The sequence below is a fragment of the Vibrio sp. Vb1337 genome (assembly GCF_033338715.1).
In the GTDB taxonomy this organism is placed as follows: domain Bacteria; phylum Pseudomonadota; class Gammaproteobacteria; order Enterobacterales; family Vibrionaceae; genus Vibrio; species Vibrio alginolyticus.
In genome coordinates this window covers 226,453-250,869 of the sequence record NZ_JAWOTD010000006.1, presented here as the reverse complement: position 1 = coordinate 250,869, position 24,417 = coordinate 226,453, and the positions used below count along the sequence as shown (strand labels likewise).

Genomic DNA, 24,417 nt, shown 5'->3' with positions numbered 1-24,417 from the left:
TTCTCTTATTAGTTTTCTTTGTGACGGTTATTTGATCGTAGGCCAGTTCAGTTCCCAGGGGGAAAGCCAAGTATCCAAACCCTGAGAGACGATTTCACTGTGCCATTTGTTACCAAGCACTTTGTATTCTCGTGGATCGCAAACAAAGCGATATTGCTCATCTCGGTATTGGAAGCAAAGTGAAAATGCATGCAGATAACCGCGATCAGCCTCATTGCCTGCATTGTAAATCGGGTCGCCAACAATACCTGAGCCAACCGATTTTAATGCCACGCGGATTTGATGCGTTTTACCAGTGTGCGGCTTACATAAAAATAAACGCTCTCCGGGCTCTGCCGCAAGAGAGAAAAACTGGGTAACGGCTGGGTTATTTTTGCTGTTGACCAGCTTCCATGATGAACGGCGCGAACGCTCCATATCACCAACGACCAAACCTTGTTTCTTTTTCGGCTTTTTAGAGCCAATCGCCAGATAGAACTTTTCCACTTGGCGGTCAGCAAAAGCTTGCGATAACGCACTGCCCGCTTTGGCGTTGCGTCCGAGGAGCAGAATACCCGATGTCATTTTATCCAAGCGATGGATAAGATAGAGATGCTCATCACCACTCTGCTTAGCCACTTCTTGCAGCAGCATTGTGTCGCCATCGTCTTTATGAACAGAGACGTTAGGATGCTTATTGATGATCAGAAAATCGGGATGGGTATGTAGAATATCGAACATAAAAAACTGGCTCCACGTTTGGAGCCAGCAGTATACATAAGTTATCGGACAAAGCTATCGAGGCTTGCCCCCAAGGTCTTTGCTAAAGCTTCTTCGAGAAAATGCCAGCAAGACCAATGATTGCGATACCCAGCAGCATGATTTCACCTTTGCCACTGTCAAAGCCAGACTTAATCCCCATGAAGGCAACAATAGCAATCGCAACAGGAATCAGGTATTTAACTAGGTTGTACCACAATCCAAATAGCGGGAAGGATACTTCGCCGTCATTAGTGATCTCTTTTTCTAGCTCAGCACGGCTTAGGCGCCATCCAGCAAAGATACAAACCAACATACCACCAACCGCTAGGAAGATTTTGTCCGTTAGCAAGTCGAAGATATCAAAGGCACCGGTACCAAACAGCGTTGGTCCCATTCCACCTAACGATAGTGACGCAAAAATACATAATGCCGCCATAACTGCGCTTGCAGACAGAACTGCGTTAGAGCGCTTCATGCCTTTCTCGTCAATTAGGTAAGACACGACAACTTCCAATAGTGATACTGAAGAAGTTAATGCCGCCACCGTCAAACCGATGAAAAATAGCAACGCGAATAGCAACCCAATCACACCGCCCATTTCAGCAAATAGCTGAGGAACGACAACGAATACAAGACCAGGGCCTGCTGCAGGCTCCATGCCAAAGGCAAACATTGCTGGGAACATAGCAACACCAGCAAGAATCGCGACACCTGTATCCATCGCAGTAACCATACCGGTTGTTTGAACTAGGTTCTCTTTCTTCTTCAGGTAAGAACCGTACGTCATCATACAACCCATACCTAAGCTAAGTGAGAAGAACGCCTGCCCTAGTGCAGCAAGAACTACGTTGCTGTCGACTTTAGAAAAGTCCGGCATGAATAAGAACTCAAGGCCAGCCATTGCACCTGGCAGCATCAAGCCTTTAACAGAAACAACGATTAGGATTAAGAACAGAAGCGGCATCAGAACCTTACCGGCTTTCTCAATACCACCCGAAATCCCTTTCATCACGATCATGACATTAAGGAACAGGTAAACACCCATCCACATCAAAGGTTGAATCGGATCTGAGATGAAACCGCCAAAGCTGTCGCCAATTGCTTCTGGCGCGCTGAGTAGACCACCGCCCACTTTAAAGATGTAGGCCAATGCCCAACCACCAACCACAGGGTAGAAGCCCATGATCAAAAGACCACTGAAGACTCCCATAACGCCAGTGAACGTCCAGCGTCGGTCAGTTGTTTTGAATGCACCTACGGCAGAAAGACCTGTCTTACGACCAATAGCGAACTCTGTCAGCATCACGCTAAAGCCGATAAAAATTACAAAGATAAGATAGATAGCAACGAATGCACCGCCGCCACTCTCACCTGCTGTGTAAGGGAATTTCCATATATTGCCTAAACCGACAGCGGAACCCGCTGCTGCCATTACGAAGCCTAGTTTAGACCCCCACGTATCACGTGGTGCTGCTGTATTAGTTGTAGCCACGCTTTTTCTCCAAAATTAGTTTGTTGTGTATGCATAGAGATAGGCGTCTAAAAAGTTTATGTAAAAATTATTGTACACTTATAAAATAAGCGTTCGACGCACTATGTCTAGAAAGTAAAGCAGCTCCCCTTTAAAATTGGAACCCCAAAAAAGTACATTTATCGCACAAGTGTCGAGTTACGCAGGTTAAATGCTGCTTTTTTGTTCAAAAGTTAAAGAATGGCCTTATTTTTCACATTAAAATAACAGAATCAGCTGTTATGAAATTCGTTCCTCATATAAGGTCAATCCCACGTCTAAATGGGAAATCTATTCCCCCCAACCCACTTTTATGCTTAATATCCTAGAAGGGCATATTACTCTGAGCGTATATGGACAAGTTTTATCACTTTCTTACTTTAGCTGGCATCGGGCTATATTGGTTACTGGTCGCAGGTGTGACCATTCGTGTCGTTTTAAAGCGCCGTGCAGTGAGCGTGTCTTTAGCTTGGCTAATGATCATTTATATCCTTCCCGTTCTGGGTGTCGCATGTTATTTCCTCTTCGGTGAACTGAACTTAGGCAGAAAGCGAGCCGAACGTGCGAAAGAGATGTTTACACCATTCGAGAAGTGGTTCAGTCAGCTTAACGACTGTAACGCGCACAACCCAGAAACGATGGGAAGGCACATCTACCGAATTGATGAACTTTGTAACAACCGCCTTGGTCTTCCCGCATTGAGCGGTAATACATTGTCGCTGCAACAGTCACCTAATGAGATTTTGCATTCCGTTATTGAAGACATCGAAAACGCGCAGAGCAGTATTCGAATGGTATTCTACATTTGGCATCCGGGTGGTTTGGCTGACTCTGTCGCTTCTGCGCTTATTCAAGCGGCTAAACGCGGCGTAGATGTCAAGCTATTGCTCGATTCAGCAGGTAGTCCACGTTTTTTCAGAAGTCCTTGGTATCGAATGATGCAGGATGCTGGAATTGAAGTTATTCAAGCGCTAGAAGTGAAGATGTGGCGTATTTTCTTACGTCGTCTTGATCTTCGCCAACATCGCAAGATCATCGTAATTGATGATGAAATTGCTTATACCGGTTCAATGAACCTGGTTGACCCGGCTTACTTCAAGCAAAACAGTGGCGTCGGGCATTGGGTGGACATCATGGTTCGCATTACGGGACCAACGGTAAACGTATTGAGTGCCATCCACTGTTGGGATTGGGAAGTCGAAACTGGCGAACGTCATTTACCAAGACTACCTGAATGCAAGATCGATGAGAGTGAATTCCAACACCCTATTCAGGTTGTGCCTTCTGGCCCAGGTATGCCGGAATATCTGATCTATCAAGTATTAACATTGGCAATAAACCAAGCCAATCGCTCGGTACGAATCACAACACCATATTTCGTGCCCAATGCTGATTTACTCGAAACGTTAAAGATGACAGCACAACGAGGCATTGACGTTGAACTCATTATTCCCCATAAAAATGACTCTATGATGGTGCAATGGGCGTCACGCGCTTTTTATAGTGAGCTCTTGAGTGCAGGGGTCAAGATTTATGAGTTTTATGGTGGTTTGCTGCATACAAAATCTGTCGTAATTGACGACCAATTCTGTTTAGTTGGCACCGTAAACATGGATATGCGCAGCTTGTGGCTGAACTTCGAAGTGACCCTCGCCGTTGATGACGAAGAGTTCACCAAGCAAATGTCTTGGTTACAAGATAGCTATATTAAGCAATCTCACACTGTTGTATTGGAAGAATGGGAGAAAAGGAGCCTATTTTCTCGGTTCTTAGAGCGAGTGTTCTATCTCTTCAACCCACTCCTCTAATACCTCAAATACACCGACTAAAAAACCTCCAGCGCTACATGCATCCTGCTGGAGGTTTGTTCTTTTAGCTCCCTATCTACACGATACCTCTCGACATCATTACCTGTTCATCTTGGCTGTTATTGGCTGATAGTCGACTTTTCCCTTGCATAACCTACGTCGTCCATGTTTTAAATATTCAAAACCGCAATATTTAAGACAGGGAACTTTTATGTCAGAGGGAAAAAAAACCAAACTCATTACCGCTGGCCGCGATAAAAAGTGGACAAATGGTGTTGTAAACCCACCCGTTCAACGCGCTTCAACAGTGGTATTCAATACCGTTGCAGAAAAGAACCAAGCCACCATTAATCGTGCAAACAAAACGTTGTTTTATGGTCGCCGAGGCACCAACACGCACTTTGCTTTCCAAGACGCAATGGTTGAGATTGAAGGTGGAGCTGGTTGCGCGCTTTACCCTTGTGGAACGGCAGCAATTTCAAACGCCATCCTCTCTTTCGTTGAAACTGGCGATCACATTCTAATGGTGGACACTTGTTACGAACCAACTCGTGACTTTTGTAACACCATCATGAAGAAGATGGGTATCGAAACCACCTATTATGACCCAATGATCGGTGAAGGTATCCAAGACTTGATTCAGCCGAATACCAAAGTCCTTTTCTTGGAGTCTCCTGGTTCAATAACCATGGAAGTCCAAGATGTGCCTACATTAGCGCGCATTGCCCACGAGCAAGATATCATCGTGATGCTAGACAACACATGGGGAGCAGGCGTGAACTTCTCTCCTTTCGAGCATGGCGTAGACATTTCCATTCAAGCAGCAACTAAGTATATTGTTGGACATTCAGATGTCATGCTAGGTACTGCTGTGGCTTCTGAAAAGTATTGGGATCAGCTTCGTGAACAAAGCTACCTGATGGGTCAGTGCGTTTCTCCTGACGACGCATACCTAGGTCTTCGAGGTATTCGCACGTTGGATGTTCGCCTAAGACAGCACGCAGAAAGCAGTTTAAAAGTCGCTCAGTGGCTCGCTTCTCGCCCAGAAGTTGATCATGTCCGCCATCCCGCTTTAGAAACAAATCCTGGCCATGAGTTTTTCAAACGAGACTTCACAGGTGGAAACGGCTTGTTTTCATTTGTTCTCAAAACGTCTTATCCAAAAGCGACGACGGCTCTGCTTGATGGTATGAAACACTTCAGTATGGGTTACTCTTGGGGCGGTTATGAAAGCCTCATTCTAGCTAACGAACCTAAGAGCTTTAACAGTCTGAGAACCGTAGCTCACCCACACTTTGAAGGTACTTTGGTTCGTATTCATATTGGCTTAGAAGACGTAAATGACTTGATCGCTGATTTAGAGGCTGGTTTTGCGCGTTATAATGCCTTAATGCTTGAAAAAGAAGTCTCCCTATAACAATGATTGAATCGCCCTGCATTGCGGGGCGTTTTTATAACTCCCTGACTTAATTAGAATTAACTAACATCCACCCGAACTATTAATCAATGTTAATCATTTGTGTTGTTTTTCAATTGAGCAGTCACAGAATGAAATAATGTGCCACAAATAGGCTTTCCAAATTTAGAGTTTCTCTCCTACTTTTTATCATTCATAAGAGGTCATACCACAAGGAGATAGTTTTGAAACTCAAATTTATAGCGCTAATGCTTTTTACCTTAATTACCGTCCCAATAACCTCCGTATCCGCTGCAACAGGTTATACCCAAACCAAGTATCCGATTGTTCTGGTTCACGGTTTGTTTGGTTTTGATACCCTGGCAGGCGTTGATTACTTTTTCGGAATACCACATTCCTTAACAAAAGATGGCGCTACGGTTTATGTTGCACAGGTATCCGCGACCAATAGCAGCGAAGTTCGAGGGGAGCAACTGCTTGCTCAAGTCGAAACCTTACTTGCAGCAACAGGCGCAGAGAAAGTCAATCTCATTGGTCACAGTCATGGTGGTCCAACAACGCGCTATGTTGCCTCTGTCCGTCCTGACCTAGTCGCATCAGTTACGAGTATAGGAGGCGTTAATAAAGGGTCTAAAGTGGCAGATTTAGTTCGTGGCACCGTATCTGAGGGTTCGGGTAGTGAGCAGCTCGCGGTAAAACTGGCGCAAGGCTTAACTACTCTTATTAATCTTCTATCAGGTGGTTCTGATCTCGACCAAGACCCTTTAGCCTCACTAGCAGCATTAACCACGGAAGGATCATTAGCGTTTAACCAACACTACCCGGAGGGAGTCCCTACCAGTGAATGTGGTAATGGTGACTTGCTGGCTTCAAATGGCGTTTATTACTACTCATGGACCGGATCATCCACTTTTACAAACGTTTTCGATCCGACCGATGCTGCCATGATGGTACTTGGCTTAGCCTTTGATGGGCCAAATGATGGCTTAGTTGGTGCGTGCAGCACACATTTGGGCAAAGTCATACGTGATGATTATCAAATGAACCATTTGGATGAAATTAACGGCCTACTCGGTATTCATCATCTTTTTGAAACCGATCCAGTCACGCTTTATCGCCAACATGCAAATCGTCTCAAACTTCAAGGTTTATAAGAGGTAATCACAATGAAGAAAGTCGCTCTCACCACTTTTATCCTGCTCTCGATATTTGGCGTGGGAGCGCTTTCTCTGTTGCAAAGCGACAAACAACAAGAGATAACCTCTAACCATTCGCAATCTCAGCAGGATATAGCCGCCGATGTCTCTTCCCCAAAAGACTTCTTCGAATATTCTCTTAGCCGGCTGGGCGAAGAAGATCTCGATACGATCAAAGCGGAAGTCAATGATGACACTTTAGCAAAACAAACTCTGAATATTGATGCCAAACTTTTTCAAACCTACCTTTCCTACAAGCAAGCACTCACTGCATTAGAGCCTTTTGAGCACAACCACCTAACGCTTGAACAGTTAACCATGCTGAATGAAGCAATACTGAACTTACAGCTTCAATACTTTAACGAGGTGCAGATAACCCAATTGTTTGACGAAGAAAACCGACTTCGCCAACTTGCTTTAGAAAAGCTGACGATTAAAACACAGGCATCGGATATCGAGAGTCAAGCACACCTTCTCAATCAAGCGTTATCAGAACAACCGGATTACATACGAGAAAGTGAACGCAATAACGCATTAGCAGAGCAGCTCGAGCAAGCTTCTCAGCTTGATTCACAAGACAAGTACATCGCCCGTGTTGCTCTGGTAGGAGATGCCGGAGCGCAGAGGCTGCAAAAGCTTGATGAGCAAAGAGCATCATTTGAGACTCAACTCGCCACTTACTTAAAGCAGCGTCAAAATATTCTGAATAGGGGTTTTTTAGGGCAAGACGAAAAACAGGCAGAAATCATTGCTTTAAGAAAACAAAGCTTCGATGCCACTCAATGGCGTCGAATCGAAGCTTTGGAACGTATTCATGATAGCCAGAACTAACAACATTAGCTTAATAGCCAAACGTCACTTATTCTGCTTTTTAGGACATCCAACGATATGGTCATCCACCATGCCGACGGCTTGCATGAAAGCATAACAGATGGTTTCACCGACAAACTTGAAGCCTTTCTTTTTTAGGAATTTACTCATGGCTTTGGATTGCTCTGTCGAAGCTGGTACGTCACTCATATGTTGCCATTGATTGACGATGGGTTCACCGTCCACGAACTGCCACAACGTGTCTGATAAACTCCCGTATTCAGCAATTAACGCTTTAGCCGCTTTGGCATTACTAAATACCGAGTTAATCTTTCCACGATGTCTCACAACATCGAAGTTTTCCACGATGTATTCAGCGCGTTCTTCATTTCTTTGTTCCAACGCATCTAGATCGTAATTCTCGAACGCTTCTCTGTAACCTTCGCGCTTTTTAAGGATGGTGATCCAACTAAGACCAGCTTGCGCACCTTCCAAAGTAATAAATTCAAACAGGACTTGGTCGTCATATACTGGCACGCCCCATTCGGAATCATGATATTCGCGCTCTAATGGGTGATTCATCGCCCACGCACACGTTTTTTGTTCTGTCATTATTCTTCCTTAAAAAGCGCCTCTAACTGATGAGCTAGAGGCGCAATACTTTTCATCGTTATATCAGTAGCACTAAGCCTGTTTCGGTACTGCCACTTTATGGAACAAACGATACAACACTGGCACGACAATCAGTGTCAGGACTGTCGCAAAACCCAAACCAAACATAATCGTAACCGCCATTGGTTTGAAGAAAATATCTGGCAACAGTGGGATCATACCAAGGATCGTCGTGATAGCAGCCATACAAACGGGACGGACGCGACTTACCGCAGCATCAACAACCGCGTCATAAGCCTCTTTACCGGACTTCATTTCAATTTCAATTTGGTCCAGTAATACGATGCCATTTTTGAGCACCATTCCCGATAAGCTTAAGAAGCCGAGCAATGCCATAAAACCAAACGGCGTGTTGAGTGCCAACAAACCTGTGGTGACGCCAATTAACGCCAGCGGCACGGTAAGCCAAACAATGAGTGGCTCTTTGATAGAGTTAAATAGGAATACAGTGATCAAGAACATGAACAAGTACCCCATTGGCATGGTAGTAAACAGCGACTCTTGAGCATCACCAGAAGATTCGTATTCACCACCCCACTCTAGTGAATAGCCAGGAGGCATTTGAATCGCTTCGATTTGGGGCTGTAAACGTTTTTGCAACGTCGATGCGGTTTCTTCACCTAGAATATCAGGGTCTGCCATCACAGTGAGCATACGCTTACGGTTCTTACGCACAATAATAGGATCCTCCCAACGCATGTCGTAACCCATTGTGACTTGTTGAAGTGGAATAAACTCACTCTGTGCTGGACTCCATATTTTCATGCCTTCGATGTTACGAATATCAATACGTTCATCTTCAGGTAAGCGAGCCACGATAGGCATGAGCGTCGTGCCGTCTCGGTAAAGGCCTATCGTCATTCCAGAGAATGACATAGACAAGAAGTCATCGACATCTGATTTTGTAATGCCATAGCGACGTGCCTGACTCTCGTTAAACTGCGGTTCAAGAACTTGGGTTCGTTCACGCCAATCATGCCTGATATTTGTTGCCTGAGGATCAGCGTACATGATGTCCTTGACCTGAGCGGCTATCGTACGAAGGACGGTTGGATCTGAACCAATAATGCGCGCTTCAATTTTTGCACCACCACCAGGGCCTAACTCAATCTGTTTGAGCTTGTAATTGATTTCTGGGTAGTTGGCTTTTAAATACTCTCGAAACTTCGCCATTAATGGTTTTAACGCTTCGTAGTTTTCCATACGAGTGGTTATCTCACCATAAGCCGCATAACTTTTCTCTGGCGCGTACGTTAACATGAAGCGCTGTAAGCCTTTACCCGCGGTCGTCGTGATATGGTCAACATGCTCTTGCTTAGCTAACCAACTTTCTAACTCTTTAAGCGTTGTGTTAGTTGCTCGAATATCAGTTCCTTCTGGCATCCATACATCTAACTGAAAAATCGGCGTTGTCGAAGATGGGAAAAACGCTTGCTTCACAAAGGTGAACCCGTAAACACTTGCCGCTAATCCCGCAATCAGCACCACAACGGTAAACCAAGCACGACGCATACAAAACTGAAGAAACTTTTTATAAATAACGAAAATAACCCCGTTATATGGATCATTTTCTTCCCCTTCACCTTGTTTAATCTTCTGGCCTTTAAAGAAGATGTCAGCAAAGAATGGTGTCAACGAGATAGCGGTAAACCAGCTCAACATTAAAGAGATCAGCAGAACCGTAAATAAAGTGCCACAGTATTCGCCCGTCGAGTCTTCAGACAGTCCAATTGGCGCAAATGCAGTTACCGCAATCACAGTTGCCCCAAGTAATGGCCACTTTGTTTGGGTAACAATGTCGGTCGCTGCTTGGAGTCGAGTTCGCCCTTTTTGAGTACCAATCAAAATCCCCTCAACCACAACGATGGCATTGTCCACCAGCATACCTAACGCGATAACCAAGGCACCTAATGAAATCCGCTGCAAATCTATCGCGAGATACTTCATGAAAATGAACGTACCCAATACCGTCAGCAGCAAGATTAAACCAATAAGTAGCCCCGAACGTAGCCCCATAAAGAACAGAAGTACGATAATAACGATACCGACTGCTTGAGCTAAGCTCACAACAAAACCGCTAACCGATTTATCCACCTCTTTAGGCTGACTGTAAATTTCGGAAATTTCGATACCGACAGGTTGTTGGTACTTTAGCTCGGCAAGGCGATGCTCAAATGCTTTTCCGACTTCAACGACGTTGACGCCTTCAGCAAAAGAAACACCCACGTTTAGTGCGAGGCTGCCGTTAAAATTAATAATATTATTCGGGACTTCTACGTAACCACGTTTTATTTCCGCCACATCTTTCAAGAAGATGAGCCCCTGAGCACCCGACTCAGTAATCAACAAATCGCCTAGCTCATCCACACTCTGGAACTCGCCAGTCGGCTGAATTCTGATGTACTCGTCACCAATTCTGATCGCTCCTGCGTCAGAAACCACGTTTTGCGTCGAAAGAAGATTAAACACGGTATCCGGAGCAAGACCTATACTGCTCAGCTTTTTCATCGATACTTCGATGAAAACTTGTTCTTGCTGTTGCCCGGATACCGAAACTTTACTCACGCCATCAACCAGTTCGAGCTCTCGGCGTAAGTAATCGACGTAATCCAGTAGCTCTTTATAGCTATAACCGTCGCCAGTCACCGCTAACAAAATCCCGTAAACATCACCAAAATCATCGATCACTTGAGGTTCATTCACACCTGGAGGCAACGTCCCTTTAAGGTCGTTCACTTTACGGCGCAACTCATCCCAAATTTGTGGTAGATCATCAGGGCCATAATTGTTCTTCATCGTGACCGTGATTTGAGATAATCCCCGACTAGAAATCGAATTTACTTCATCAACATAAGTAAGCTGCTGAATCGCTTTTTCGATTGGATACGTCACTTCTTCTTCGACTTGTTGCGGTGTCGCACCAGGGTAAGAGGTCACTACCATCGCATCTTTAATAGTAAAAGCAGGGTCCTCAAGACGCCCTAAACCAAAGAATGCGGCAATACCACCAATCAAAAATATCAGTGCGACCATCCAACTGATGACGCGATTTCGGATGAAGTACGCAGCAATACCGGTCACATCATCATCACTTTGAGGCGCTGATTTATTAAGATCGCTCATAGACCGGCCTCCTGCGTAGCCATTTCCTGTATCACTTCCACTTTCATGCCATCCCTTAATCGAGAAACACCGGCAATCACAACTTTGTCTTTGAGCATGAGACCATCAAGGATTTGAATGGACGTTTTAGATGCCTTACCTGCTCGCACCTGTTTGCGCGATACCGTATTGTCGTCATTCAGTACCCAAACAAATTTGTTTTCGCGCCCCAGCTCGTCACCATCCGCATTAAAAATGGCTTCGATAGGGACATTAATTCCTAGGTTGAGATCAAGCCCAACATTCTCGTCTTTAGACGTTACTTCAACAGCCATCCCATCTAGGATGTACTCTTCTTCCGGCATAGGAAGCGACAGTGTGACAGTAAACGTACCTGTTGTTGGATCGGGCTCAGTCGTAAATTCTTTTACCGTCGCGTTATATTCGTTACCGCTGGGCACGCGCACTAATGCTTTGATCGCGGTAAGCCTTTCTTCCGTTGGCGGTTGGTTCACATAGAGGCGGTCTGGAAGCTGAATCAACACTTCGACTCGCTCCAAGCTGTGAATATTAACGATATGCTGTCCGACTTGAACATTTTCGAATTGGTCGATATTAACTCGCGAAATAATCCCATCCACGGGCGCTTTTAAGGCAGTAAATGATAGACGAAGTTTGGCTAACTGAAGCTCAGCTAAGGCGATTTGTCGTTGTGCTGCAATTTCATCAAACTGAGACTTAGCTAATAGGCCTTTATCAACCAAAGGGCGTGAGCGGCGATACTGACTGTCGACAACAGAAAAACGCGCACTCGCATTATCTACATCCAACTCATAGTCAGTGGGATCTAGCGTTGCAATAACATCACCCTTCGTGACTTTGTCGCCCTCTTTTACCATGATGCGGCTGACTTCTCCTGCGACTCTGAAGCTCAAATGAGAGCGATCCGCTGCATTCGCAACCGCAGGGAAGTACAAGTTGTCGTCCACCTTGTTTCCCGCTAATGACGTAACCCTAACTCGTGGCGTTTCGAGCTCTTTTTCTGGCGCCTTATCCCCACAGCCGACGAGAAAAAGCGTTGAAAGTAAAGTCGCTAGAGAGATGATTCCTTTCATATTACAGCCCTCTTTCCTTAATCCACGCTCTTACCTTAATTCCGGGTTCAATTACACTGACACCCGAGATAATGATTTGGTCGCCATCGTTAAGCCCAGCTAACACTTGATTTTTGTCATTCATCTCAATTGCGGCTTTAGACACAATGCCTTGCTCATCGACACGCCAAACGTATGTTTTGCCGTTCTCTTCTAGCAACGCGGAGTTAGGAATCTTTGTCGCTCCTGCACTTTTGGACAGGAGGTAAGCATTGCCAGACATTCCCGGCAAAAGGCCAATTTCTGCTGGTCGCTCCATGACCATCGTGACTTTGTAGCTGCCCGTTTTAGGGTCGGCTTCTGTATCGATTTCCTGAAAGGTTAAGTCAAAGGCTTGCTCGGGGAACGCATCAAATATCATTCTGGCAGAGACATCGCTCCCCTGCGTGTAACGATTTAGAAGATAGTCTGGGATTTGGAATATCACTTTGAGGAGTTGGTTGGACTGAATATTCATCACCCCTTCTTTCGCGGCAACATATTCATGGTTTTCTGCTGGAATGTACGAAATAGTGCCATCATATGGCGCGACAAGTTTGGTATATCTTAAGTTTGCCTTTGCTTGATTCCATTGAGCTTTTGCCGAGTTGTGATTCGCTTTTGCCTCATCAAAATCTTGCTCAGATACTACTTGGTCTTTACGTAGCTTTTGGTATCGCTTGTATTGCACATCTGCGAGCAAAAAATTTGCCCGAGCTTGCTGTTCGAGCAGAGAATATTCATCTGGGTTTAATGACGCCAAAACATCACCTTTACTAACGACTTGACCTTCATTCACTTCTATCGTTTGAAGAAGCCCAGGAACTCGAAATGTCAGTACTGCTCTATCGCCAGCTTCCGTCGTGGCAGGAAAATGTCGCTCAAACTGGGCATTGCCAACAGATACTGTAAATAGCTTCGCAGGGCGCGATTCAGGTTCAGGAACAGGAGGAAGTTCTTTACCGCACCCCGACAAGACAGCGGAGATGGCAATAGGAATGAGCAATTTTCTCATTACATTCATCCATAAAAATTGGGGGATTATTTTTAAAGTAGATGAATTTTGAACGAACTTCCAGAGCAGAAAAGATTAATAGTGCTTTAAAATTAGTAATTTGTGATAAAAAAGCAGGCTTTATGCCTGCTTCAGTTAAATCTTCTTTGGATACAAAATGCCTAAAGCTTACTGAATTCTCTGTTCACCCTATATGTATCAGACGTAACATAAGCTTCCATGTTACGAATTTTGCCATCAAGACGGTCAAAATCCCTTTCCAACACACTGAGCAGTTGATCAGGGCTTTGCCCTTTCTGCCAAGGCTTACTTTTGAGCGTATGCTCTTGCTGCGCTCTGATATTTTCAGAATACGTTACTGGTTGCTTTTCTAACATAAACGCCATCGCGACGTACGCTAACAATACCAAAAACGTACCACCTAACAGCGCTGCAGAAATCACTACAATACGAATCAACCAAACTTCTGCACCAAAGTAGTTGGCAATACCGGCGCAAACACCGGAGATTTTGCCATTTACTGGATCACGATACAGTTCTCGATTATTCATACTTGCGTCTCCATGTTGGTGACTCAGCATCCAAGATGCGCTCCAATGTATCAACTCGGGACTGCATCGCTTCCGCTTTTTCAGATAGTACCTGAAGGCGCTCTAAATCCTGGCTCGACAGTGCACTATCTGTTTTGCGTTTGCTGCGATAGTGTAAGAAGAGCCATAGTGGAGCGACAAAGATTAAAAAGACAATCACTGGTCCTGCTATAAAAAATGCCGACATAACTGGCTCCTTTCTTATTTATCTTTCGATGACATCTGTTCTTTCAGTTTTGCCAACTCTTTTTCAATTTCGTCTTGTGCCTGCAACTCTGCAAACTCTTGTTCTAGCGATTTAGCATTACCAGTTTGAGCATACAGGTCTGCTTCCGCTTCCATTTCATCCACTTTACGTGAGTACTGCTCAAATTTCGCCATCGCTTCATTAGTGCGGCTAGTGTGCAGGTGTTTTTGCACATCACGACGGTTAGATGCAGTTTGGTTACGAATTGCTAGTGCTTGCTGTTTTGCGCGCGTTTCGGCAATTTTGCTTTCCAACTTACCAATCTCGCCAGTAAGCTTATCGATCGTTTCTTCCACTAAGGTTTGCTCAGTGTGGAGGCCTTTAATCACTTGCTCTAGCTTTTGCTTTTCAATTAACGCTGCACGAGCTAGATCTTCGCGCTCTTTAACTAATGCTAAGCTCGCTTTTTGGCCCCATTCGCCAATTTGCTCTTCTAACGTTTCAACCTTACGAGCCAACTCTTTCTTGTCTGCAATCGCTTTAGCCGAGTTAGTACGCACTTCAACAAGTGTGTCTTCCATTTCTTGAATGATAAGACGGATCATTTTTTCAGGATCTTCCGCCTTGTCCAGTAATGCACTGATGTTTGAGTTAACGATATCTGCAAATCGAGAAAAAATACCCATAACGGAACTCCTCTTTTTTCCTATTAAAACTCGACAAGGTGGTGATTAACCTTGTGTCTCCCTGAATATATAACAAGTAACGTGCCAACTTATAATTTTCTTTTAAATCAGAGCGTTATTCATTTTGTTGTCGTTACACACTATTGTGCTATGATGTTTTTCACCAACTGTTGGTGAAATTTACCAACTCTATCCCTGAATCATGGCTCGGCTGTTAAATAAGAAGGATTTTATGAAGCAAAACCTGATTGGTGAATCACCTGCTTTTCTCGCTGTACTAGATAAAGTATCACAACTTGCACCCATTGAGCGCCCTGTCCTCATCATTGGTGAGCGAGGTACGGGTAAAGAACTCATCGCTCAGCGTTTGCATTATTTATCAAGACGTTGGGATAAACCACTACTATCACTCAACTGTGCGACATTAAGCGAAGGGCTAATAGATTCCGAATTGTTTGGACATGAATCCGGCTCCTTCACGGGCTCTAAAGGTAAGCATAAAGGGCGTTTCGAGCGTGCCGAGGGCGGTACTTTGTTTCTTGACGAACTGGCAACCGCACCACTTTTGGTTCAAGAAAAGCTATTACGTGTCATTGAATATGGTGAATATGAGCGAGTTGGCGGTCATACCGCTCTAAATGCGGATGTTCGACTTGTTTGTGCAACCAATGCCGACCTACCAAAATTGGCAGAGCAAGGTGATTTTCGTGCAGATCTGCTCGACAGGCTAGCCTTCGATGTCATTATGTTACCGCCTCTTCGCGAGCGCAAAGAGGACATTCTCTCTTTAGCAGAGCACTACGCGATGAAAATGTGTCGTGAACTGCAACTGGAATACTTTGTCGGTTTTACCCCAAAAGCGCAGCAGTCGCTTATTGAATATGAATGGCCCGGTAACGTCCGCGAACTAAAAAACGTGATTGAACGTGCGATTTACCAACATGGTCTGAATGCTCACCCAATTGATGAACTGGTTTTCAATCCTTTTGAAACGGTTTGGCACAGCGCGCTTGGCCATAGTGCAACACAAGCAGAACAACAAGAAGAGGAAGCATCAAGCAACACCATCCAATTCCCTCTAGACTATAAACAATGGCAAGAGGAACAAGATATCCATTTACTCAATCGTGCGTTGGAAGAAGCCAAGTTTAATCAACGACAAGCAGCCGAGCTACTTGGCTTGAGCTATCACCAATTACGAGGGATGGTTAGAAAATATGGTTTGGTCGGACAAAGCTAACTTGACCGAGAGTACTCAATCAATACACGAGCTCGTGACTGCGCTCTAATTCGCATGCATTTATGGCATAACACCTTACAGTGTATGGATTTTATGTTTGGAGCGAGTTCACAAAGGTGATAAATTAGCGAGATCATTTTCGCTTGTTAGCTTTGAAAGAGTAAGATCAAACGAAACGAGCAAGATCCAATGAACATTTCATATTATGAATGCTTTTATAAGATTATCGCTGAGCCTTATTGGGATTAGCCTACTGACCGCTTGTGGCGATGAAATTGACCACAATGATATTCGCAAAGCTGGCTTTGTGTTTTGCGGACAAGGTAAGCCGACCACGTTTAACCCTCAGCTTATTGATAGCGGTATTACCGCAGAGGCTCTGAGCCCGCAGCTGTACGATACGCTGCTCACGCTCGATCCTAAATCACATCAGCCCGTGGCAAGCATCGCCGAGAGTTGGTCAGTAAATGAATCAGGGACGGAATACACGTTTAAGCTTAAACGTGGTGTTAAATTCCAAACCACGCCTTGGTTCACACCCACTCGCCCATTGAATGCAAAAGATGTGGTATTTAGCTTCAAGCGAATCATCGATGTAGACCATCCTTTTCACCAAGTAGGTGGTGGTTTTTATCCATGGTTTGCAGGGTTAGATTTTCAAAACCTACTCCAAGACGTGGTTGCAATAGATGAGCATACGGTAAGGTTTACGTTATCTCAGCCAAACTTTTCTTTCTTGGCCAATATTGCCACCAGCCATGCGGTTATCTTGTCTGCGGAGTATGGACAGCAATTGGCTGCAAAAGATCATAAAGAAGAAATCGACCAACTTCCTATCGGTACCGGCCCTTATCAATTAAAAGAATACCAAGTGAACGACTTGATTCGATTAGAGCGTCATTCTAATTACTGGAAGTCACCAGCAAAAATGGAACAAGTTGTATTCGATATATCTCACAGAGGCACGGGTACATTAGCTAAACTTTTAAGAAACGAGTGTGACGTACTCTCTTCACCTATTTCGAGCCAAATACCTGTCATTCAAGAAAATGACAACCTTGAGCTGACGGCTACACCAGCTAACAACGTTTCCTTTATTGCGATAAACACAGAAACCACCGCGCTGAGTGATGCTCGAGTTCGCCAAGCACTTAACTTAGCGATCAACCGTCAAAATATTTTAGATTCGGTTTACTACGGAACTGGCTCCCAAGCTTATACCTTGCTACCACCTAATTCATGGGCTTATCAAAAAGACAGTGTAAAAATTCGTTATGACCGGAATTATGCATTGGCACTACTTCGAGATGCAGGCTACGAAGACGGCCTAGAATTGACCATGTGGGTACCACTTGAACCACGTGCTTTTAACCCAAGCCCTCGTAAGACTGCGGAGTTAATCCAAGCGAATTTTGCCGATATTGGGGTTAAATTAACGCTACTTACCGATGATAGGTTTGAACGTGTGGATTTGGAGAACATCAACGATATCGATTTACTTTTAACAGGTTGGATTGGTGATACCGGGGATCCTGACAACTTTTTCCGCCCTTTATTATCTTGCGAGTCTGACCGCGTTGGCCTTAACGTGTCCATGTGGTGTAACGATGACTTCGATTTCTTGCTCGATTTGGCGTTAGAAACTCAAGAACCGCGTTACCGTTTGAACCTATATCGCCAAGCACAGAACATTTTGAATCAAGAGTTCCCGGTTATTCCTCTGGCGCATGGCGTGCAGTTCCGTGTGCACGACAAATCGCTGACAGGCTTCAAATCAAGCCCTTTCAATGCCCAACCGTTTGATAGAGTTGAGAGAATTCACTGATGTTTTGGTATACCGTTCGACGCTTTAACCTATTTATCATCACTTTGATGATCCTTACATTAGTGGGTTTTTCTCTGCTTCGCCTTGACCCTCTCTCGCACTGGGCAAACGTTGATTTTTGGTCTGGTTGGCAAACTTACTTAATCAACCTTTCTCAACTCGATTTTGGCATAAGTAAAAACGGCAATGCGATTTACGACGAGCTCGCCGTTGTATTCCCAGCCACTTTGGAACTGTGCTTTTTTGCCTTTTTGGTGTCCCTTTTGATCGGCATTCCTCTTGGAACCGTGGCTGGGATGAAGCAAGGTAAATGGCTCGATACCAGCATTTCATTCATGTCAATGTCTGGTTATTCCGCCCCAATCTTTTGGGTAGCTCTGCTACTTATCATGGTCTTTTCATTGGAATACCAACTCTTTCCCGTTGCGGGACGGTATGATTTACTTTACGAAATTGATCATGTAACCGGGTTTGCCATTATCGACGCATTCATGGCGAAAGGCGAATACCGCGCTCACGCACTGCAAAGCGTTATTGAGCATATGGTGCTGCCATGTTTGGTGCTCGCTTTGGCTCCAACCACCCAGGTTGTCGGACTAATGCGCTCCTCGGTAGCGGAAGTGATGAGCCAAAACTACATCCGTGCAGCGAGAATCAAAGGTCTTTCTAACCGCGAAATCGTAACTCAACATGTATTGCGGAATGCGATACCGCCTATCATTCCCAAAGTTGGTGTTCAACTTTCGAGTATGATTACCTTAGCTATCATCACGGAGTCTATTTTTAACTGGCCAGGTATTGGTCGTTGGCTTTTAGATGCGCTAGCAAGCCAAGACTATGCATCTATCCAAGCTGGCGTGATGGTACTTGCGACTTTGGTTCTTACCGCTAACATACTCTCGGATTTGATTGGCGCGATGATTAACCCTTTAGTTCGAAAGGAATGGTATGCTAACAAATAACGTTTATCAGGAAGAGCGTATTCCAACACAGTTTGAGCGTTTTTGGCGAAGCTACCGCGCCAACGGACTAGCCATGTTTGGCTTGTGGTGCTTGGTGTTTATCGTCCTTATTACCATTTTTGCGCCCCTACTTGCACCATTTGACGCCCAAGCACAGTCAGGTGAGTTGCTTGTGCCGCCATCATGGGCCCCAGCAGGAACGGTTGATTACTTTTTGGGGACCGATGACTTAGGTAGAGATATTCTTTCGCGCCTGATTATGGGCTCTCAGCTAACATTTGGCGCTGCTGTCGCCATCACCGCAATTGCTGCCGTTGTAGGCTGTTTAATTGGCGTATTGGCAGGTATGACGAAAGGCTTACTGTCGAGTACTCTCAACCACTTGCTCGATACCGTCATGTCGATCCCGTCGCTCTTATTAGCAATCATTTTTGTGGCATTTCTCGGCTTTGGTGGGTTCAATATTTTACTCGCAATCTGCTTAGCTTTGATTCCGCGTTTTATTCGCTCTGTTTATATCGCAGTCCACACCGAAGTTGAAAAAGACTACATAATGGCAGCACGCCTTGATGGCGCTAATGATTTCTACTTACTGTGGAGTTCAATTCTTCCTAACATTCTGACGGTCATTGCCGCTGAAATCACACTCGCGCTGTCTGCTGCGATTTTAGATATTACGGCGCTGGGTTTTCTTGGCCTAGGCGCACAGGCCCCAAGCACCGAGTGGGGAGCAATATTAGGTGACTCTGTCGAGCTTATTTATATTGCACCTTGGACAGTGACCCTACCCGGCCTGACCATCATGTTTACTGTTATTACCCTAAACTTAGTAGGTGAAGGTGTACGTCAAGCGCTTAATGCGGGGATCGAATAATGCCGTTGTTAGATATTCGACATTTGACCATTGAGATCGAAACACCTCAAGGGTTGGTCAAAGCCGTTGACCGAATGAGCCTAACTTTGAACGAAGGCGAAATTCGTGGTCTTGTAGGTGAGTCTGGTTCAGGGAAAAGCTTAGTTGCAAAAGCGATTGTCGGGGTAAGTAAAGATAACTGGCGCATCACCGCAGACCGTATGCGCCTTGGCAATATTGACTTGCTTCAGCTTACACCAAAAGAGCGTCGGCGCGTCATTGCTCGTGATATTGCGATGATTTTCCAAGAACCTTCAACTTGTCTTGATCCTTCAGAGGAAGTCGGGCGTCAATTGATTGAATCCATTCCATCTCGCGCATTTGAAGGGAAATGGTGGGAGCGATTTAAATGGCGTAAAAAACAGGCCATCGCGCTTTTGCATAAAGTGGGTATTAAAGATCACAAGCGTTTAATGGGTAGCTACCCTTATGAACTGACTGATGGTGAGTGTCAAAAAGTCATGATTGCCATGGCGATTGCGACCAAACCTAAATTGCTGATCGCAGATGAGCCAACCAACGACTTAGACCCGATTACTCAATCGCAAATTTTGCGTCTGTTGAGCCGCATGAACCAACTTAATAACACAACCATTTTGCTTATCGGCCACGACTTAGCGACCATAACACAGTGGGCAGGGCGTATTACGGTAATGTATTGTGGTCAGTCGGTGGAGTCTGCCGATACCAGTAAAATCATTGCGGCACCCAAGCACCCGTACACCGATGCCTTGCTTAAAGCGATGCCTGACTTTAATGATTGGGTACCACACAAGCAAAAACTCCAATCCCTACCGGGCTCGATTCCGCCATTGCAGCATCTGCCTATCGGTTGTCGCCTCGGACCACGTTGCCCATATGCGCAGAAACAATGTGTAGAAATTCCACACACCAGACGAATTAAGAATCATAAATTTAACTGCCACTTTCCATTGAACACGGAGAAAAAGTCATGAGTGCGTTACTTGAAGTCGATAATTTATCGAAGCAATTTGTTACGCGCTCCCGTCTGTTCAAACGTCAGGTTAATGAGGCAGTTAAACCGGTAAGCTTTACTTTAGAGCCAGGACAAACTATTGGTTTTATTGGTCAAAACGGGTCAGGGAAATCCACACTAGCTCGTATGCTTGCTGGCGTTGTTGAACCAAGCTCCGGAGAGATCCGTGTGAATGGCGAACGATTGGAGCACAAAGATTACGCGACACGCTGCAAGCTCATCCGCATGATTTTCCAAGATCCAAACACATCGTTAAACCCACGAATCCAGATTGGTCGTATTTTAGAAGGTCCGCTAAAGCGAAATACCAACATGCCGCCAGATGCACGCATGCAGCGTGTAAAGAACACCCTGCTCCGCGTAGGATTGCTGCCTGAGCACGCCTATTTTTATCCACAAATGCTAGCTGCCGGTCAAAAACAGCGCGTGTGTTTGGCTCGTGCACTTATTCTTCAACCTTCCATCATTGTCGCTGATGAGGCGTTAAACGGTTTGGATATGGCAATGCGCTCGCAGATCATTAACTTATTCCTCGAGTTGCAAGAAGAGATGGGATTGTCATTTGTGTACGTGTCTCAGCATATTGGCATTGTTAAGCATATTACTGATAAAGTGATGGTGATGCATGAAGGTGAAGTGGTCGAGTTTGGCGAGACCAACCAAGTATTGACTCATCCCGAGCATCCTATTACTCAACGACTAGTCGAAAGCCACTTTTATAAAGCGCCAAGCCATCAAACAAAATAGCTTATCAAAGATGTAATCGTGCAAATGTAAAGAAGCCTGCTTTAACGCAGGCTTCTTTATTGCATGGGTACTAATCAAAAAACTAACGGCGGCTCGCTTGTTTGCGCAGTTCAAAATCAAACTCGTCAGGAAACAATACGACCCCTTCTTCATTTTGATTTGGGAATACAACAATCGATAGCTCGTCATCCTCTAGACCAGAGGTCCAACGGCTGTGCCACTTGTTTAGAGAGATCGCTTCTGGCTCGCAATCTTCCCAATCACCATTCGCCCATTGCAAAGCGAACTCTTCGTTTGGCCATACTGGTACACAATCATCATCTTCTGTATTTAACATGACACAGCCATGTTCGTCTTTCAGAATCCAAACCTTACGATTCGCCACAATCTCTTTTACGCAGTACTTTAAACGTTGCTCTTCGTTGTAGCGATTAATGGTATCCATCAGCTCTTGGGTCAGTTGCTCAGACATATTCGTCTCCTATTTCCCATAGAAAAATGCCCGCAGCTAGGCGGGCATTTAAAGTATATGCTAGAAAATTAAGCTAGCTCAGTTTGAAGCCAAGGCCAACCTTGCTTCTTACGGCTTAGCGTGTTTTCCATCATTAGCATGCCGTCTTTTTCGTGCTTAACAAGCTTCTCAGCCCACTCACCTTTGTATAGAAGACGAGTTTGAGCAGTCGTGATGTCTGTTAGCATTACAGCAGCGAACGCTAGGTTATCTTTCTCACAACGAGATTCTAGGTCTGCTTCTAGTGCTTCGATCATACCGTCAACTTGCTCAAGAGTTGCAAGTTCAACTTGACCAACCACTACGTCACGACCGTTGAATGGGTAACCTTTAAGGTCTTTCTCAACAAGCTCAGCCGCTGATAGACCTTCGATGTTTGTTTTAGCAATTAGAAGATCTTTAGTGAACGCGTCAACATCTTGTACGTCTGCGATTGCCGCTAGTTCAGCAACGGCATCTTTGTCTTTTTGTGTACAAGTTGGAGAAGCAAAACCTACTGTGTCAGATAGAATTGCTGACATCATTAGCTTAGCAATTTGTGGAGTAATCGCGTGACTTTCAATCTTGAACATGTTGAATAGAACAGTGTTGGTACAACCAACAGGCCAGATCCATGCTTCCATTGGGTTTACTGTCATCACGTCACCTAGACGGTGGTGGTCAACAATACCCGCAATTTCAGCTTCTGCGATATCGTCTGGTGCTTGTGCTAGATCTGAGTAATCTACTAGCCAAACGGTCTCACCCGCAACTGATGTGCGAAGCTCAGGAACTTCAGCGCCAGCAACTTCTAGGATGTGCTGAGTTTCACGGTTGATTTCGCCTTGGCGAATTGGCATAGCTTCAACGCCACGCGCTTTTAGAAGTTCAGTTGCAACGAGTGCACTACAAATACTGTCACTGTCTGGGTTCTTATGACCTACAACTAGAATCATGTTTCTTCCTATTCAAGTCAATTTTATACGCCGCCTAATACAGTTAATTAGGGCGTGTTTGCTCACAAAGGCCGATACTTTACCTGATTTCAGAGAGTTTGACACGAAGAAAAGTTCACAATGCTATTGCGAATAAATCTCATTTACATATAATGATAATTATTCCTATTTGCATTTGAGTAAACGATGAACGCGACCCAATTATTACACTCTGCACAACAGTTGTTTCAGCCTACTCAGTTTCGTTTAGCTTATAAGCGATTGCTGATCCCTATCGTCATGCTCATTTTGCTAGGCAATGAAAATACACGTGACGTAGCCGTACAGACGCTATCCGACTCATTCTGGGCAGTGTCATGCTATGTTGCTGCCACATTGGCTATTTATCATTATCTTTCAAACTTTATGTCGAAAACCAATCGAATTACCGAGCTCTACCATCGCTCGCGTAATCATCAGGTTTTCTTTGCTTCTTTATTGGGTGCTTTGCCTGGCTGTGGTGGCGCTATTGTTGTGACAACGCAATTTATTAGTGGCCGAGTGGGATTTGGTGCGATTGTCGCGGTACTTACTTCAACAATGGGTGACGCTGCCTTTTTACTTCTTGCCGCCAAGCCAAGTGTTGGATTAGGCGTGGTTGTATTAGGCATTATCGTGGGTACTCTTTCAGGGTTAGTCGTTAATGCTTTTCATGCTGATAACTTTCTGCGACCAGAACCAAAAGAAGCACCTCAGACACATGCTTGTTGCCAACACCAGACAGACCGACACACACCCCTTGAACAACGTGCAATCAATCTACAAGGCGCATTTTGGAAATGGCTTATTGTGCCTGCTAGTGTCGTTGCTGTGTTAATGTCTTTCCAAATAGATATTAATCAGCTGTTGTCTTTGCAGACCAATACCATTGAATGGCTAGGCGCTATCTTCGCGGTGATCACAATGTCGTTGTGGGCGATGACAAAAGAGCTCGGCGATTATCAGTCAACAGTCTCTGAAGATGAAAAAATTGTGGATTCGCACCCAATTCAAAAAGCGGCTCAAGACACAAACTTCGTCAGTGCTTGGGTGATCGTGGCGTTTCTGGCGTTTGAACTGACGACCTATTTTTCTGGACTCGACCTTGTAGAAACCTTTTCTCATTGGGGAATTTGGATGCCATTAGCTGGCCTAGCCATTGGTATGTTGCCTGGTTGTGGACCGCAAATTTTAGTCACTAGCCTATACATTTCTGGTGCAGCGCCACTTTCTGCGCAACTGGCCAATGCGATTTCTAACGATGGTGACGCCCTATTCCCCGCCATTGCAATGGCACCGAAAGCTGCTTTGGTCGCGACAATTTATTCGTCCATTCCTGCGTTTATTGTTGGATACGGGTATTACTTTTTATTCGAGTTCTAACGTCCAGAGCATCAAAACG

At 44.9% G+C, this 24,417-nt stretch carries 22 protein-coding genes; 11 read left to right on the top strand and 11 right to left on the bottom strand.

Translation table 11 applies throughout. From position 1 onward, the window contains the following. Window positions 1-27 precede the first annotated feature (27 nt). Both R7E42_RS09570 and R7E42_RS09565 read right to left on the bottom strand, forming a co-directional pair. Complete coding sequence (locus R7E42_RS09570; protein WP_033905107.1) at window positions 28-720, bottom strand: TIGR01621 family pseudouridine synthase; 693 nt, start codon at window positions 718-720, stop codon at window positions 28-30. Window positions 721-802: 82 nt separating this feature from the next. Next, a complete protein-coding gene (locus tag R7E42_RS09565) occupies window positions 803-2,173 on the bottom strand; it encodes a sodium-dependent transporter (protein ID WP_042522154.1) in 1,371 nt (456 codons plus the stop codon). A 431-nt stretch (window positions 2,174-2,604) separates the two neighbouring features. Between R7E42_RS09565 and cls the strand changes: the two genes are divergently transcribed. From cls to R7E42_RS09545, 4 genes are all read left to right on the top strand, one after another. Continuing rightward, window positions 2,605-4,059 carry a cardiolipin synthase gene (cls, locus tag R7E42_RS09560; protein WP_213898138.1) on the top strand — a complete coding sequence of 485 codons (1,455 nt, stop codon included), beginning with the start codon at window positions 2,605-2,607 and terminating at the stop codon, window positions 4,057-4,059. A gap of 211 nt (window positions 4,060-4,270) precedes the next feature. Beyond that, complete coding sequence (locus R7E42_RS09555; protein ID WP_258480947.1) at window positions 4,271-5,476, top strand: cystathionine beta-lyase; 1,206 nt, start codon at window positions 4,271-4,273, stop codon at window positions 5,474-5,476. A 248-nt stretch (window positions 5,477-5,724) separates the two neighbouring features. After that, window positions 5,725-6,630 (top strand): esterase/lipase family protein, encoded by a 906-nt coding sequence (locus R7E42_RS09550; RefSeq protein ID WP_197687493.1) that lies wholly within the window; start codon window positions 5,725-5,727, stop codon window positions 6,628-6,630. A gap of 12 nt (window positions 6,631-6,642) precedes the next feature. Next, entirely contained in the window at window positions 6,643-7,503 is an 861-nt protein-coding gene (locus tag R7E42_RS09545; protein WP_318072602.1) for a lipase secretion chaperone, read from the top strand. A gap of 24 nt (window positions 7,504-7,527) precedes the next feature. Here the strand turns inward: R7E42_RS09545 and R7E42_RS09540 are convergent, their stop codons facing one another. From R7E42_RS09540 to pspA, 7 genes are all read right to left on the bottom strand, one after another. Further along, window positions 7,528-8,094 (bottom strand): DNA-3-methyladenine glycosylase I, encoded by a 567-nt coding sequence (locus R7E42_RS09540; protein WP_318072601.1) that lies wholly within the window; start codon window positions 8,092-8,094, stop codon window positions 7,528-7,530. A 72-nt stretch (window positions 8,095-8,166) separates the two neighbouring features. Then, window positions 8,167-11,277: an efflux RND transporter permease subunit gene (vmeI, locus tag R7E42_RS09535; RefSeq protein ID WP_213886290.1), complete on the bottom strand. Its 3,111-nt coding sequence runs from the start codon at window positions 11,275-11,277 to the stop codon at window positions 8,167-8,169. Continuing rightward, complete coding sequence (locus R7E42_RS09530; protein ID WP_005378112.1) at window positions 11,274-12,371, bottom strand: efflux RND transporter periplasmic adaptor subunit; 1,098 nt, start codon at window positions 12,369-12,371, stop codon at window positions 11,274-11,276. The genes vmeI and R7E42_RS09530 overlap by 4 nt, the downstream gene beginning before the upstream one ends. A gap of 1 nt (window position 12,372) precedes the next feature. After that, window positions 12,373-13,404 carry an efflux RND transporter periplasmic adaptor subunit gene (locus R7E42_RS09525; protein WP_053307438.1) on the bottom strand — a complete coding sequence of 344 codons (1,032 nt, stop codon included), beginning with the start codon at window positions 13,402-13,404 and terminating at the stop codon, window positions 12,373-12,375. Between the two features lie 161 nt (window positions 13,405-13,565). Beyond that, complete coding sequence (gene pspC / locus R7E42_RS09520; protein WP_017634673.1) at window positions 13,566-13,955, bottom strand: envelope stress response membrane protein PspC; 390 nt, start codon at window positions 13,953-13,955, stop codon at window positions 13,566-13,568. Then, window positions 13,948-14,181 carry an envelope stress response membrane protein PspB gene (gene pspB / locus R7E42_RS09515; RefSeq protein ID WP_005378117.1) on the bottom strand — a complete coding sequence of 78 codons (234 nt, stop codon included), beginning with the start codon at window positions 14,179-14,181 and terminating at the stop codon, window positions 13,948-13,950. The genes pspC and pspB overlap by 8 nt, the downstream gene beginning before the upstream one ends. A gap of 14 nt (window positions 14,182-14,195) precedes the next feature. Next, window positions 14,196-14,867, bottom strand: coding sequence for a phage shock protein PspA (pspA, locus tag R7E42_RS09510; protein ID WP_005378119.1), 672 nt, complete (start codon window positions 14,865-14,867; stop codon window positions 14,196-14,198). Between the two features lie 232 nt (window positions 14,868-15,099). Here pspA and pspF point away from each other — a divergent pair, with 232 nt between their 5' ends. The 6 genes from pspF to R7E42_RS09480 all read left to right on the top strand — a co-directional run bounded on the left by pspF (window position 15,100) and on the right by R7E42_RS09480 (window position 21,551). Further along, the gene (pspF, locus tag R7E42_RS09505) at window positions 15,100-16,107 is read left to right on the top strand and encodes a phage shock protein operon transcriptional activator (RefSeq protein WP_213880082.1); all 1,008 of its coding nucleotides are present in this window, start codon (window positions 15,100-15,102) and stop codon (window positions 16,105-16,107) included. Between the two features lie 205 nt (window positions 16,108-16,312). Beyond that, window positions 16,313-17,932 (top strand): ABC transporter substrate-binding protein SapA, encoded by a 1,620-nt coding sequence (gene sapA, locus R7E42_RS09500; RefSeq protein ID WP_017820870.1) that lies wholly within the window; start codon window positions 16,313-16,315, stop codon window positions 17,930-17,932. Then, window positions 17,932-18,894, top strand: coding sequence for an ABC transporter permease (locus R7E42_RS09495; RefSeq protein WP_005378122.1), 963 nt, complete (start codon window positions 17,932-17,934; stop codon window positions 18,892-18,894). The genes sapA and R7E42_RS09495 overlap by 1 nt, the downstream gene beginning before the upstream one ends. Beyond that, window positions 18,881-19,768: an ABC transporter permease subunit gene (locus R7E42_RS09490; protein WP_005378123.1), complete on the top strand. Its 888-nt coding sequence runs from the start codon at window positions 18,881-18,883 to the stop codon at window positions 19,766-19,768. Before R7E42_RS09495 ends, R7E42_RS09490 begins: the two co-directional genes overlap by 14 nt. Then, window positions 19,768-20,763, top strand: coding sequence for an oligopeptide/dipeptide ABC transporter ATP-binding protein (locus R7E42_RS09485; RefSeq protein WP_005378126.1), 996 nt, complete (start codon window positions 19,768-19,770; stop codon window positions 20,761-20,763). The genes R7E42_RS09490 and R7E42_RS09485 overlap by 1 nt, the downstream gene beginning before the upstream one ends. Further along, a complete protein-coding gene (locus R7E42_RS09480; protein ID WP_005393308.1) occupies window positions 20,760-21,551 on the top strand; it encodes an ATP-binding cassette domain-containing protein in 792 nt (263 codons plus the stop codon). Before R7E42_RS09485 ends, R7E42_RS09480 begins: the two co-directional genes overlap by 4 nt. Window positions 21,552-21,633: 82 nt before the next feature. Here R7E42_RS09480 and R7E42_RS09475 read toward each other — a convergent pair whose 3' ends face one another. Further along, window positions 21,634-22,023, bottom strand: a complete 390-nt coding sequence (locus R7E42_RS09475) for a DUF2750 domain-containing protein (RefSeq protein ID WP_062730703.1) — start codon at window positions 22,021-22,023, stop codon at window positions 21,634-21,636. Window positions 22,024-22,091: 68 nt separating this feature from the next. Further along, the gene (locus R7E42_RS09470; protein ID WP_318072600.1) at window positions 22,092-22,997 is read right to left on the bottom strand and encodes a manganese-dependent inorganic pyrophosphatase; all 906 of its coding nucleotides are present in this window, start codon (window positions 22,995-22,997) and stop codon (window positions 22,092-22,094) included. A gap of 186 nt (window positions 22,998-23,183) precedes the next feature. Here R7E42_RS09470 and R7E42_RS09465 point away from each other — a divergent pair, with 186 nt between their 5' ends. Further along, window positions 23,184-24,398, top strand: coding sequence for a putative manganese transporter (locus tag R7E42_RS09465; protein WP_064368040.1), 1,215 nt, complete (start codon window positions 23,184-23,186; stop codon window positions 24,396-24,398). Window positions 24,399-24,417 lie beyond the last annotated feature (19 nt).

Coding starts and splice junctions, on each gene's coding strand:
- R7E42_RS09570 (WP_033905107.1), bottom strand. CDS start 720: ATGTTCGATATTCTACATACCCATCCCGATTTTCTGATCATCAATAAG.
- R7E42_RS09565 (WP_042522154.1), bottom strand. CDS start 2,173: ATGGCAGCAGCGGGTTCCGCTGTCGGTTTAGGCAATATATGGAAATTC.
- cls (WP_213898138.1), top strand. CDS start 2,605: ATGGACAAGTTTTATCACTTTCTTACTTTAGCTGGCATCGGGCTATAT.
- R7E42_RS09555 (WP_258480947.1), top strand. CDS start 4,271: ATGTCAGAGGGAAAAAAAACCAAACTCATTACCGCTGGCCGCGATAAA.
- R7E42_RS09550 (WP_197687493.1), top strand. CDS start 5,725: ATGCTTTTTACCTTAATTACCGTCCCAATAACCTCCGTATCCGCTGCA.
- R7E42_RS09545 (WP_318072602.1), top strand. CDS start 6,643: ATGAAGAAAGTCGCTCTCACCACTTTTATCCTGCTCTCGATATTTGGC.
- R7E42_RS09540 (WP_318072601.1), bottom strand. CDS start 8,094: ATGACAGAACAAAAAACGTGTGCGTGGGCGATGAATCACCCATTAGAG.
- vmeI (WP_213886290.1), bottom strand. CDS start 11,277: ATGAGCGATCTTAATAAATCAGCGCCTCAAAGTGATGATGATGTGACC.
- R7E42_RS09530 (WP_005378112.1), bottom strand. CDS start 12,371: ATGAAAGGAATCATCTCTCTAGCGACTTTACTTTCAACGCTTTTTCTC.
- R7E42_RS09525 (WP_053307438.1), bottom strand. CDS start 13,404: ATGAGAAAATTGCTCATTCCTATTGCCATCTCCGCTGTCTTGTCGGGG.
- pspC (WP_017634673.1), bottom strand. CDS start 13,955: ATGAATAATCGAGAACTGTATCGTGATCCAGTAAATGGCAAAATCTCC.
- pspB (WP_005378117.1), bottom strand. CDS start 14,181: ATGTCGGCATTTTTTATAGCAGGACCAGTGATTGTCTTTTTAATCTTT.
- pspA (WP_005378119.1), bottom strand. CDS start 14,867: ATGGGTATTTTTTCTCGATTTGCAGATATCGTTAACTCAAACATCAGT.
- pspF (WP_213880082.1), top strand. CDS start 15,100: ATGAAGCAAAACCTGATTGGTGAATCACCTGCTTTTCTCGCTGTACTA.
- sapA (WP_017820870.1), top strand. CDS start 16,313: ATGAATGCTTTTATAAGATTATCGCTGAGCCTTATTGGGATTAGCCTA.
- R7E42_RS09495 (WP_005378122.1), top strand. CDS start 17,932: ATGTTTTGGTATACCGTTCGACGCTTTAACCTATTTATCATCACTTTG.
- R7E42_RS09490 (WP_005378123.1), top strand. CDS start 18,881: ATGCTAACAAATAACGTTTATCAGGAAGAGCGTATTCCAACACAGTTT.
- R7E42_RS09485 (WP_005378126.1), top strand. CDS start 19,768: ATGCCGTTGTTAGATATTCGACATTTGACCATTGAGATCGAAACACCT.
- R7E42_RS09480 (WP_005393308.1), top strand. CDS start 20,760: ATGAGTGCGTTACTTGAAGTCGATAATTTATCGAAGCAATTTGTTACG.
- R7E42_RS09475 (WP_062730703.1), bottom strand. CDS start 22,023: ATGTCTGAGCAACTGACCCAAGAGCTGATGGATACCATTAATCGCTAC.
- R7E42_RS09470 (WP_318072600.1), bottom strand. CDS start 22,997: ATGATTCTAGTTGTAGGTCATAAGAACCCAGACAGTGACAGTATTTGT.
- R7E42_RS09465 (WP_064368040.1), top strand. CDS start 23,184: ATGAACGCGACCCAATTATTACACTCTGCACAACAGTTGTTTCAGCCT.